We start from the raw sequence: 10,206 nt of genomic DNA on the forward strand, positions 1-10,206 counted from the left end.
TGCCGCGCGCCACCGCCTGCACGTCCGCGCCCACCGCCTCGCACAGGTCCGCCACCTCGTTGATGAACGTGATCTTCGCCGCCAGGAACGCGTTCGCCGCGTACTTGGTCAGCTCGGCCGTCCGGCGCGAGGTGACCATGATCGGCGCCTGGTTGAGGTAGAGCGGCCGGTAGACCTCGCGCATCACCGCCTCGGCCTGGGCCTCCTCGGCGCCGACGACGATGCGGTCGGGGCGCTTGAAGTCGGCGATGGCCGCGCCCTCGCGCAGGAACTCCGGGTTCGAGGCGACCGCGAACTGCGCCTCGGGGTTGGTCTCGCGGATGATGCGCTCGACCTCGTCGCCGGTGCCCACCGGCACGGTCGACTTGGTCACAACCACGGTGAAGCCGGACAGGGACCCGGCGATCTCCCGGGCGGCGTCGAACACGTAGCTCAGGTCGGCGAAGCCGTCGCCGCGGCGGGAGGGCGTGCCCACCGCGATGAAGACCGCGTCCGCCTCGGCCACGGCGTCCCGCATGGTCGCGCGGAAGGCGAGCCGGCCCTGGCGGACGTTCTCGGCGACCAGGGCCTCGAGGCCCGGCTCGTAGATCGGCATGCGGCCGGCGTTCAGGCTGGCGATCTTGTCGGGATCCCGGTCGATGCACACGACCGTGTGGCCGAAATCGGCCAGGCAGGCGCCGGAGACCAGGCCGACATATCCGGCCCCAATCATCGCAATCCGCATCGGGCCCTCCCGGCAGCTCGCCCTCGGCTTGCTGCGATGCAACATGATCCGGGCCGCATGAGGATGCAACCCGGGCCAGCCTGGATCTGCTCCAGTCTGTCACGGGAATGCAACACCCGCGAAGGATGACTGTAGTTTGACAGCGGGTCCCGGAGCGCCCCGCATCGGCCGCCGATCCGCGCGGCGCGCCTCCGCGACGGCGCGCGGGGCGGCTTCGCAGCGCGGGCGGCTTCCTGTAGAAGCGCCACCGCCCGACGGGGAGGCCCGGATCCGCCCCCGAGGACCCGACCCAAGGATCGGTGAAGGACCGCGATGACCGAATTGCCCAACGTGCACGTGCGTGCCGAGGTCCTGGCCCAGGCGCTGCCCCACATGCAGCGCTACGACCAGGAGATCGTCGTCATCAAGTACGGCGGCCACGCCATGGGCGACAGGGCCGCGGCCGAGGACTTCGCCGAGGACATCGTCCTGCTGGAGCAGTCCGGCCTGAAGCCGATCGTCGTGCACGGCGGCGGGCCGCAGATCGGCAAGATGCTCGACCGGCTCGGCATCCAGTCCGAGTTCCGCGGCGGCCTGCGCGTCACCGACGAGGCCACCGTCGAGGTGGTCGAGATGGTCCTGGCGGGCCTGATCAACAAGCAGATCGTCGGCTGGATCTCGGCCGAGGGCGGCCGGGCGGTCGGCCTGTGCGGCAAGGACGGCAACATGGTCCGGGCCAAGCGGGCGATGAAGACCGTCGTCGATCCCGAGAGCCGCGTGGAGCAGACCGTCGATCTGGGCCTCGTCGGCGAGCCGGACCACGTCGAGCGCGGCGTCCTCGACGCGGTGCTCAAGGCCGAGCTGATCCCGGTCCTCGCGCCGGTCGCCTACGGGGCGGACGGGCAGACCTACAACGTGAACGCCGACACCTTCGCGGGGGCGATCGCCGGGGCGCTCCGGGCCAAGCGCCTGCTGCTGCTCACCGACGTGCCGGGCGTGCTCGACAAGGACAAGAAGCTGATCCCGGAACTCACCGTGGAGGATTGCCGGCGCCTGATCGCCGACGGCACCATCACGGGCGGGATGATCCCGAAGATCGAGACCTGCATGTACGCGATCGAGCGCGGCGTCGAGGCGGTCGTCATCCTCGACGGCAAGGTCAACCACGCCGTGCTGCTCGAGCTGTTCACCGATTACGGTGCCGGCACCCTGATCCGTCGCGGCTGAGATCCGGACCGCCCGCGCACCGTGCCGGATCCCGGCGCGGCGCGCGGGCGCAACCTCCGCGGGCCCGGCGCATTGTCGTACCCCGCCCACCCCCGGAGAGGCCGGCCCAGCAAGGTCCGGGCAAGCACCGAACTTGCGAGCTTGACCGTTCCGGTCCAGATTCCGGGGCAACAGCAACCTGAGGGGTTCCGGTGCACCACCCCGACAAGGCCCAGTTCACCACGCCCGCGGCGCGCGGCTTCGCCGATGTCGACACCTGGGTGTTCGACCTCGACAACACCCTCTACCCGAGCGACGCCGCGGTCTGGCCGAAGGTCGACGAGCGCATCACGCTGTACGTGATGCAGCTCTACGGGCTCGATGGGATCTCGGCCCGCGCCCTGCAGAAATACTTCTACCACCGCTACGGCACGACGCTGTCGGCGCTGATGGTCGAGTCGCGGGTCGATCCCCACGACTTCCTCGATTTCGCGCACGACATCGACCACTCGTCGATCAAGCTCGACAAGAGCCTCGGCGACGCGATCGAGCGGCTGCCCGGGCGCAAGCTGATCCTGACCAACGGGTCGCGCCGCCACGCCGAGAACGTCGCCGGCAAGCTCGGCATCCTCGACCATTTCGAGGACGTGTTCGACATCGCCGCCGCCGACTTCGTGCCGAAGCCGGAGCGCACGACCTACGAGCGGTTCCTGGAGAAGCACGCCGTCGAGCCGACCCGCGCCGCCCTGTTCGAGGACATCGCCCGCAACCTCGCGGTGCCGCACGACCTCGGCATGGCGACCGTGCTGGTGGTGCCGAAGGTGACCGATCCCTACCGCGAGGCCTTCGAGCAGGAGGCGGTGCGCGAGCCGCATATCGACCACATCACGGACGATCTCGCCGCCTTCCTCGACGCCTGCGTGCTGCCGGACGTACGGCCCGGCGGATCCGAGGAGCGCCGCTGACGCGAGGCCGGGGCGGATCCCGGAAAGGGCGACGCGCTCGGCGTCCGATGTCGGAGCAGGGGCGGGACGCAGACCCGGCGCTCTCCCGGACGGGCGGCGCGCGGCGGGCCCCGATCCGGTATCGACCGGCGATCGGCAGCACCGCGGACGGATCGCGGCGGCAACCCAATCGACAAGCCGGCGACGATCCTGTAGAGAGCCGCCCAACTCACAACAGGATCGCCGAAATCCTGGCGCCGATCGCCCATGAGGGGCGGAACGGCGCGACGGCCGGAGCTATGCCATGAACATCATCGAGCAGCTGGAGCGCGAGGAAGTCGCGCGCCTCGCCAAGACCATCCCGGATTTCGAGCCGGGCGATACGCTCATCGTCAACGTCCGCGTGAAGGAAGGCGAGCGCACCCGCGTCCAGGCCTACGAGGGCGTCTGCATCGCCCGCTCGGGCGGCGGCCTCAACGAGAGCTTCACGGTCCGCAAGATCTCCTACGGTGAGGGCGTGGAGCGCGTCTTCCCGGTCCATTCCCCGATGATCGACTCGATCAAGGTGGCCCGCCGCGGCAAGGTGCGCCGCGCCAAGCTGTACTACCTGCGCGACCGGCGCGGTAAGTCGGCCCGCATCGTCGAGCGCACCGACCGCTACAAGGCCAAGGACACCCCGGCCCAGGCGCCGGCTGCCGCCGAGTAAGCTGTCCGACTCGCTCCGCAGCCCGGAGCGATCACCCCGTTTCAGACCGGTCCGGCTCAGCCGGGCCGGTTTTTTCGTGGCCGACAGGTCCGTCCCGTTGGCCGATAGCGCCCCTCAGGCAGCCCGGATCCCGTCGAGGAGCCGGTGGATCTCGGCGGAGAGCTGATCGGACCTGCGTGACAGGTCGATCGCGGCGCCGAGGACCTGCTCGGCCGCCTCGCCCGTCGCCTCGGCGCCCTGCGAGACCTCGGCGATGTTGCCGGTGACGGCCTCCGTGCCGGCCGCGGCGCGCGCGACGCTGCGCACGATCTCCTCGGTGGTCGCGCCCTGCTGCTCGATCGCGGCCGCGACGGACGCGGCGAGCGTACTGACCTCGCCCACGCTGCGGCCGATCCCGTGGATCGCCTCCACCGCCTGCCGGGTCGAGGCCTGGACCGCGCCGATCCGCGCGGCGATCTCCTCGGTCGCGGCCGCAGTCTGCTCGGCCAGCGCCTTGACCTCGCCCGCCACGATGGCGAAGCCCCGGCCCGCCTCGCCAGCCCGCGCCGCCTCGATCGTGGCGTTGAGGGCCAGGAGGTTGGTCTGACGGGCGATGCCCGCGATCATGCTGGCGACGGCCCCGATCCGCTCGGCCCCGTCGGCGAGATCGCCCACGAGGGCGTCCGTGCGCCGCGCCTCGGTCGCCGCCCGCGCGGTCTTGGCCGAGGATTGCGCCATCCGTCCGGAGATCTCCTGGATAGTGATCGCCATCTCCTCGGTGGCCGCGGCGACGCTCTGCACGCTCCCGGCGGTCTCCTGCGCGGCCCCGGCGACGCGCGTCGCCCGGGCACTCGTGCGCGACGCCGTCCGCGCCATCGCCTCGGCGGTCGCCTGCATCTCGGTGGCGGCCGCGGAGACGCCCGTCATCAGCGCCCCGGCCCGGGCCTCGAACGCCCGGGTGAGCGCGTCGAGGCTCTGCGCGTGCCTGACCTTGGCCTCCGCTTCGCGCGCGACCGCCCGGTCCGTCTCGGCCTTGGCGACCAGCGCCTGCCGGAACACTTCGACGGTCCGGGCCATCTGACCGATCTCGTCCGTCCGCTCGAGTCCCGGTATCGGCCCCGCGCCGTCGCCCCGGGCGAGCGCCTGCATCCGGCGGCCGAGGCGGTCGAGTGGGCGCGTGATGCCGCGCCCGATCAGGACGGAGCCGATCACCCCCAGCGCGCCGACCCCGAGCAGAAGACCGGTCGCCGCGAGGGCGAGCGCCCGGAAGGCGGCCCCGATGTCGTCGGTGTAGGTCCCCGCCGCGATCATGATGTCCCAGGGCTCGAACCTGACGGCGAGCGTCGTCTTCGGAGACAGGCCTTCGTGCCCCGGCCGGGGGTAGAGATAGCTCAGCGTCGCCGAGTCGGAGGTCTTCAGCCGCTCGATCAGCGTTCCGGCCGCGCGAACGCCGTTGACCCGGGTCTCCAGCTGATTGCTGCCGACGACACGGCGGTCGGGGACCGCCAGGACCGTGCCGTCCATCGCGTAGATGGCGACGTAGTTGGTGCCGTTATCGAATCGCATGGCCATGGCGGTCTCGGCCAGCTCCGCCAGGGCAGCCTCACGGGACAGGGCGCCGCTCTTGACCCGGGTCTCGAGACTCTGCGCATAGGTTGTGAACAACTCCGTGACCGTGCGCAGGGACTGCAGCCGCCCCGACAGCATTTCTTGGTAATACATGCGCAGTCCGACGACACCGATGACCGCTATGAGCAGCCCTATCAGGGCTATCTGCGACATCATCCGACGCGAAAGACTTTTACTCAAAAATTTTCTTATCATAATACGTTCCGCGAGACCGACAAATTCGCAGATGCTGCGGTCTGGCCTGATAAATCTGAGCCCGCATGTCAACGTGATCTCGCAGATCTGGATCGAGATCTGAAAAACATGCGGTTCAGGCGTGCAGTGAGGGCGCGGAAGCGGTCACCCGCGACGCGGTCTGCGCCGGTCGCGGGAGCGGGCCGTCAGTCGTCCGGGTGGAACCTGAGATCGTGCCCGCGGCGCTGGAGCACGCCCGACCAGCCCGAATGACCGGGATCGAATCGCTCCCTCGCGCGCAGAGCTCGGGCACGATGGGGATGACGTCAGCGGCGGATCGGAGTGGCGCCGCGGCCCGGCGCAACGGCGCGGAGACGGCGCGATCGGGAGCGGGACAGGCGTCTAGCCGATCCGCGCGGTCACCTCGATCTCGACGCGCATCTCGGGGCGCAGGAGGCCCGCCACGACCACGATCGTGGCGGCGGGCCTGACGTCCGCCAGCACCCGCCCGCAGACGGCCAGCACGGCCTCGGCATCGTCCCGGTGGGTGACGTAGTAGGTGGCGCGCAGGATGCCGGCGAGGCCGGTCCCGGCCTCGGCGAGGACCGAACGGATCGTGCGCCAGCAGGCCTCGGCCTGCGCGGCGGCGCCGTCGGGCATCGTCATCGTGGCGTAGTCGTAGCCCGTCGTCCCGGACAGGTAGACGGTGTCGCCGTCGACCACCGCCCGGGAGTAGCCGTAATCCCGCTCGAACGGGGAGCCCGACGTGATCAGCCGTCGGCTCATCCGCCGCGCAGGGCCTCCAGAACCTTGCCGCCGGCGCGGCCCGTCGGTGTCATGCCGAGCCGGCGCTCGACGTCCTTGATGGCGTCGCGCGTCTTCTGGCCGACCTTGCCGTCCGGCTCGCCGACGTCGTAGCCGCGGGCGGCCAGCCGGGCCTGGAGGTCGCGGCGCTCGGCCCGCGACAGGGGCGGGTCGTCGGTCGGCCAGGCGGCCTGGACGCCGGGCCGGCCGCGCAGCCGGTCGGAGAGGACCGCGATGGCGAGGCCGTAGGATTCGGCGGCGTTGTACGAGTAGATCGCGTCGAAGTTCCGGGTCACCAGGAAGGCCGGTCCGTCGATGCCGGCGGGCGCCAGGATCCCGGCCGGGCCCTCGCCCGAGAGCGGGCGCCCGTCCGCGCGGGTGACGCCGAGCGACGCCCAGTGGGCGACCGGCTTCTTGTTCTTGCGCCCGGCGGCGCCGACGTTGAAGCCGCGGGGCAGCTTCACCTCGTAGCCCCAGACCTGACCGTTCTGCCACTTGGCGACGCGCAGGAAATTGGCGGTGGAGGCGACGGCGTCGGCCACGGAGTCGACCACGTCGCGCCGGCCGTCGCCGTCGCCGTCCACGGCGAGTCGCTGATAGGTCGTTGGCATGAACTGGGTCTGGCCGAAGGCGCCCGCCCAGGAGCCGGTCAGCCGCTCGGGCGCGATGTCGCCGCGCTCGATGATCCGCAGGGTGGCGATCAGCTCGCCGCGGAAGAAGTCCCGACGGCGGTTGTTCGAGCAGGCGAGCGTCGCCAGCGACTGCACCAGCGGCATCTTGCCGAGGTTCTTGCCGAAATTCGACTCGACACCCCAGACCGCCGCGATCGTGTAGCGGTCGACCCCGTAGCGCGACTCGGCCTGGGCGAGCGCCGCCGCGTTCTGGCGCATGGCCGCGCGCCCGTCCTCGACCCGCTCGTCGTCGACGAGCGCCGCCATGTAGTCCCAGATCGGCGTCTTGAACTCGGGCTGCGCCTGGGACAGCTCGATCACCTTGTCGTCGTAGCCGATGCCGCTCGTGGCGGCCCGGAAGGTCTGCGCCGAGACGCCCGCCGCCGCCGCCTGCGACTGGATGCCGGCGAGGCAGCTGTCGAAATCGGCCCGCGCCGGCAGGCTCGCCAGGGGCAGGACCGCGATGCCGGCGAGCAGCCCGAGCGCGCGCGCCGTCCTCGGTCCCGTCGGGTGCTTCGGCATGCTGACGATCCTCACGATGCGGAACGGAGTCTGGGCGCGGATTCAGGCGACATGTGGGTTAACGAACGGTGAGGAAACCCGCCTCGCCTTGACCCTATTGCCTACCAACCGGTAGGTTGACGCCGGACCGGCCCATCGCCGGTCGGTTCGACGAACAGGGAGACGGGACGCATGATGAAGGACTGGAATCAGTACGGCGCCGAGCTCGTCAGCACGCTCGGGCGCATCGGCGCGGTGAGCCCGGACCTCCTGAAGGCCCACGACCAGCTCGCCGCGGCGGCCCCGACCGAGCGCAACCTGGACGCGAAGACCCGCGAGCTGATCGCCCTCGCGGTGGCGGTGACGACCCGGTGCGACGGCTGCATCGCCGTGCATTCCGACGCCGCCCGCAAGGCCGGCGCGAGCAAGGAGGAGGTCGTGGAGGCGCTGGGCGTGGCGGTGGCGCTGAACGCCGGCGCCGCCCTGGTCTACACCGCCCGCGCCTTCGAGGCGTTCACCGGCGAGGCCGGCTGAGCCGAACGGGATAGGGCCGCGGCCGGTTCGTCGGGCCGGGGGCTCGTCCTCAAGGAGGCGCGCCGGCCCGGTCTCCGCTGCCCAGGCGGTCCAGATAGGCGCAGAGCATGTCGGCCAGGGCATCCGCGAAGGTCGCCATGGCCGCCTCGGTCCGGACCATCTCCGAGATGCGCTCGCCGACCTCGCCGAGCGTCATCGCGATGATCTCGCCCGCGACCGCCCGGTCCGTCTCGGGCGCCGCGGGAAGCGCCGCGCGCAGGAAATCGCGGAAGGCCTGAGAGCCGGCCAGCTGCGGCTCCGCGGCCTCGGGCGCGTCGCGATAGGCCGGGGCGGCCGCGTCGAGGGCCCGGCGCATCGCGGCCTCCGCGCATTCCGAGCGCACAAAGGCGTGGACGGCGGCGCGCAGGCGCGCGCCGGGCGCGCCAGCGGGATCCGTCAGGATGCCGGCGAGGAGGGCGCTCGTGTCCCGCCACTCGTCGCTCTGGAGCTGGAACAGGATCGCCGCCTTGTTGGGGAAGTACTGGTAGAGCGAGCCGATGCTGACGCCGGCGCGCTCGGCGACCCGCGCCGTCGTGAACCGCGCCGCGCCGACCTCCGCCAGAACCTGAGCGGCGGCCTCCAGAACGGCCGCGACGAGGTCGCTGGAGCGCGCCTGCCGGGGCTGCTTTCGCCTGGAGATTCCGAGACTTGGCCGGTCGGGCATGGGGCGGGGCTCGGAACGCGAATAGGCGCGGGCAGGGGGCGCCGGTACTCTGCGTCGTGTTCAGTTGAACGCGCAAGACGGAAAGCAACGCACCATGTCACTCTCAGCATCCACACTTGCCGAACCGCGTATCGCGTCGCTGTTGGACAGTCTCTTCGCGCAGGCGGAGGCCTCCTCACCCTTGAGCGCCATCGGCGATCTCTCGGCGGACGAGCGGACGCGCCTGATGGGAAGCCGCACCGGCTACCGGGACTTCTACAGCCGGCTCAAGGACATGCCCCTCGCAGTCTCGCGGGAGACCGGCCGGCTGCTCTACGTGCTCGCGCGGACCCGCCGGGCGCGGACGATCGTCGAGTTCGGCACGTCCTTCGGCCTCTCGACCCTGCACCTCGCCGCGGCCCTGCGCGACAACGGCGGCGGCCGGCTGATCACCTGCGAGTTCGAGCCGTCCAAGGTGGTGCGGGCGCGGGCGAACCTGATGGAGGCCGGGCTTGCGGACCTCGTCGAGTTCCGCGAGGGCGACGCCCTCCAGACCCTCGGCCTCGACCTGCCCGACTCGGTCGACCTGCTGCTCCTCGACGGGGCGAAGGGGCTCTATCCGGAGGTTCTGAGCCTCGTGGAGAGTCGCCTCGGACCGGGGGCCCTGGTGGTCGCCGACAACGCGGACCACAGCCCGGACTACCTTGCGCGGGTGCGCGCACCGAGCCGCGGCTACCTGTCGGTGCCGTTCGCCGAGGACGTCGAGCTGTCCATGCGGCTCGGGTGAGGCCGGGCCCGGGAACCGGACCGGCGGTCGCCTCAGCGCGACGCGACCGCCGTCGGGACGCGGGTCCGGTCGCTCAGGCCCACTGGCGCTGGGCGAGCTTCTGCTCGTAGGCGTCGATGGAGGAGACGCGCTCCAGCGTCAGCCCGATCTCGTCGAGGCCGTTCAGCAGGTTGTGCTTGCGGCCCTCGTCGACGTCGAAATGCAGGGTGCCGCCGTCCGGTCCCCGGATCGTCTGGGCCGCCAGGTCGACCGTCAGGGTGGCGTTCGCGCCGCGCTCGGCGTCCTCGAAGAGCTTCTCCAGATCCTCGGGCGACACGACGATCGCCAGGATGCCGTTCTTCGCGCAGTTGTTGAAGAAGATGTCGGCGAAGCTCGTGGAGATCACGCAGCGGATGCCGAAATCCGCTAGCGCCCAGGGCGCGTGCTCCCGGGACGAGCCGCAGCCGAAATTGTCGCCGCACACCAGGATCTTGCTGTTCCGGTAGGCCGGCTGGTTGAGGATGAAGTCCGGGTTCTCGGAGCCGTCCTCCCGGTAGCGCATCTCGGCGAACAGGCTCTTGCCGAGGCCGGTCCGCCGGATCGTCTTCAGGTACTTCGCCGGGATGATCCGGTCGGTATCGACGTTGATCGTCCGCAGGGGCGCCGCGACGCCCTCCAGGGTGGTGAACTTTTCCATCGTCTGACGGCTCGTGTCGGTGGTCTCTCTGTCGCGCGGTTTAGCAGCCGCGGGCTCGGGCCGGAAGCGTCAGGCGAGGTCGGGCGCCGTCGCCCGGGACAGGGTGCCGTCGTGGAGGGCGGAGGCGACCAGCGCCCCGGCGATCCCGGCCGCCCGGAGCGCCCGCAGGTCGTCCGGGCCGCGCACGCCGCCCGCCGCGTAGAGGCGGGC

Annotated in this window: 12 protein-coding genes; 5 read left to right on the forward strand and 7 right to left on the reverse strand. The window is 71.2% G+C overall.

What is annotated here, in order from left to right; translation table 11 throughout:
- Positions 1 to 724 (reverse strand): UDP-glucose dehydrogenase family protein (locus ACLBYE_RS27460; protein ID WP_447696597.1); only part of this gene is annotated, 724 nt, incomplete at its 3' end.
- Between the two features lie 312 nt (positions 725 to 1,036).
- Here ACLBYE_RS27460 and argB point away from each other — a divergent pair.
- The 3 genes from argB (at position 1,037) to rplS (ending at position 3,559) form a co-directional block, all read left to right on the forward strand.
- A complete protein-coding gene (gene argB, locus ACLBYE_RS27465; RefSeq protein ID WP_020095286.1) occupies positions 1,037 to 1,930 on the forward strand; it encodes an acetylglutamate kinase in 894 nt (297 codons plus the stop codon).
- A 191-nt stretch (positions 1,931 to 2,121) separates the two neighbouring features.
- Entirely contained in the window at positions 2,122 to 2,874 is a 753-nt protein-coding gene (locus ACLBYE_RS27470; protein WP_447696598.1) for a pyrimidine 5'-nucleotidase, read from the forward strand.
- Positions 2,875 to 3,157: 283 nt separating this feature from the next.
- Complete coding sequence (gene rplS / locus ACLBYE_RS27475) at positions 3,158 to 3,559, forward strand: 50S ribosomal protein L19 (protein ID WP_091683176.1); 402 nt, start codon at positions 3,158 to 3,160, stop codon at positions 3,557 to 3,559.
- Positions 3,560 to 3,673: 114 nt separating this feature from the next.
- On the opposite strand, the gene ACLBYE_RS27480 is transcribed toward rplS, so the two are convergent.
- The 3 genes from ACLBYE_RS27480 to ACLBYE_RS27490 form a co-directional block, all read right to left on the reverse strand.
- Entirely contained in the window at positions 3,674 to 5,260 is a 1,587-nt protein-coding gene (locus ACLBYE_RS27480) for a methyl-accepting chemotaxis protein (protein WP_447696599.1), read from the reverse strand.
- A 483-nt stretch (positions 5,261 to 5,743) separates the two neighbouring features.
- Complete coding sequence (locus ACLBYE_RS27485) at positions 5,744 to 6,127, reverse strand: RidA family protein (RefSeq protein WP_447696600.1); 384 nt, start codon at positions 6,125 to 6,127, stop codon at positions 5,744 to 5,746.
- Complete coding sequence (locus tag ACLBYE_RS27490; RefSeq protein WP_447696601.1) at positions 6,124 to 7,338, reverse strand: lytic murein transglycosylase; 1,215 nt, start codon at positions 7,336 to 7,338, stop codon at positions 6,124 to 6,126. Before ACLBYE_RS27490 ends, ACLBYE_RS27485 begins: the two co-directional genes overlap by 4 nt.
- A 171-nt stretch (positions 7,339 to 7,509) precedes the next feature.
- On the opposite strand from ACLBYE_RS27490, the gene ACLBYE_RS27495 reads away from it, so the two are divergent.
- Complete coding sequence (locus ACLBYE_RS27495; protein WP_447696602.1) at positions 7,510 to 7,851, forward strand: carboxymuconolactone decarboxylase family protein; 342 nt, start codon at positions 7,510 to 7,512, stop codon at positions 7,849 to 7,851.
- 49 nt (positions 7,852 to 7,900) lie between these two features.
- Here the strand turns inward: ACLBYE_RS27495 and ACLBYE_RS27500 are convergent, their stop codons facing one another.
- Complete coding sequence (locus ACLBYE_RS27500; protein ID WP_447696603.1) at positions 7,901 to 8,554, reverse strand: TetR family transcriptional regulator; 654 nt, start codon at positions 8,552 to 8,554, stop codon at positions 7,901 to 7,903.
- 94 nt (positions 8,555 to 8,648) lie between these two features.
- Between ACLBYE_RS27500 and ACLBYE_RS27505 the strand changes: the two genes are divergently transcribed.
- Complete coding sequence (locus ACLBYE_RS27505; RefSeq protein ID WP_447696604.1) at positions 8,649 to 9,320, forward strand: O-methyltransferase; 672 nt, start codon at positions 8,649 to 8,651, stop codon at positions 9,318 to 9,320.
- A gap of 73 nt (positions 9,321 to 9,393) precedes the next feature.
- Here ACLBYE_RS27505 and leuD read toward each other — a convergent pair whose 3' ends face one another.
- Together leuD and ACLBYE_RS27515 are read right to left on the reverse strand one after the other, a co-directional pair.
- The gene (leuD, locus tag ACLBYE_RS27510) at positions 9,394 to 9,996 is read right to left on the reverse strand and encodes a 3-isopropylmalate dehydratase small subunit (RefSeq protein WP_447696605.1); all 603 of its coding nucleotides are present in this window, start codon (positions 9,994 to 9,996) and stop codon (positions 9,394 to 9,396) included.
- Positions 9,997 to 10,065: 69 nt separating this feature from the next.
- A partial coding sequence (locus ACLBYE_RS27515; RefSeq protein ID WP_447696606.1) for a HisA/HisF-related TIM barrel protein occupies positions 10,066 to 10,206 on the reverse strand: 141 nt, incomplete at its 5' end.

Source organism: Methylobacterium sp. A52T, assembly GCF_053346095.1.

What these genes read in the sequence shown, in the direction of transcription:
- argB (WP_020095286.1), top strand. Translation starts at nt 1,037, where the DNA reads ATGACCGAATTGCCCAACGTGCACGTGCGTGCCGAGGTCCTGGCCCAG.
- rplS (WP_091683176.1), top strand. Translation starts at nt 3,158, where the DNA reads ATGAACATCATCGAGCAGCTGGAGCGCGAGGAAGTCGCGCGCCTCGCC.
- ACLBYE_RS27480 (WP_447696599.1), bottom strand. Translation starts at nt 5,260, where the DNA reads ATGTATTACCAAGAAATGCTGTCGGGGCGGCTGCAGTCCCTGCGCACG.
- ACLBYE_RS27485 (WP_447696600.1), bottom strand. Translation starts at nt 6,127, where the DNA reads ATGAGCCGACGGCTGATCACGTCGGGCTCCCCGTTCGAGCGGGATTAC.
- ACLBYE_RS27490 (WP_447696601.1), bottom strand. Translation starts at nt 7,338, where the DNA reads ATGCCGAAGCACCCGACGGGACCGAGGACGGCGCGCGCGCTCGGGCTG.
- ACLBYE_RS27495 (WP_447696602.1), top strand. Translation starts at nt 7,510, where the DNA reads ATGATGAAGGACTGGAATCAGTACGGCGCCGAGCTCGTCAGCACGCTC.
- ACLBYE_RS27500 (WP_447696603.1), bottom strand. Translation starts at nt 8,554, where the DNA reads ATGCCCGACCGGCCAAGTCTCGGAATCTCCAGGCGAAAGCAGCCCCGG.
- ACLBYE_RS27505 (WP_447696604.1), top strand. Translation starts at nt 8,649, where the DNA reads ATGTCACTCTCAGCATCCACACTTGCCGAACCGCGTATCGCGTCGCTG.
- leuD (WP_447696605.1), bottom strand. Translation starts at nt 9,996, where the DNA reads ATGGAAAAGTTCACCACCCTGGAGGGCGTCGCGGCGCCCCTGCGGACG.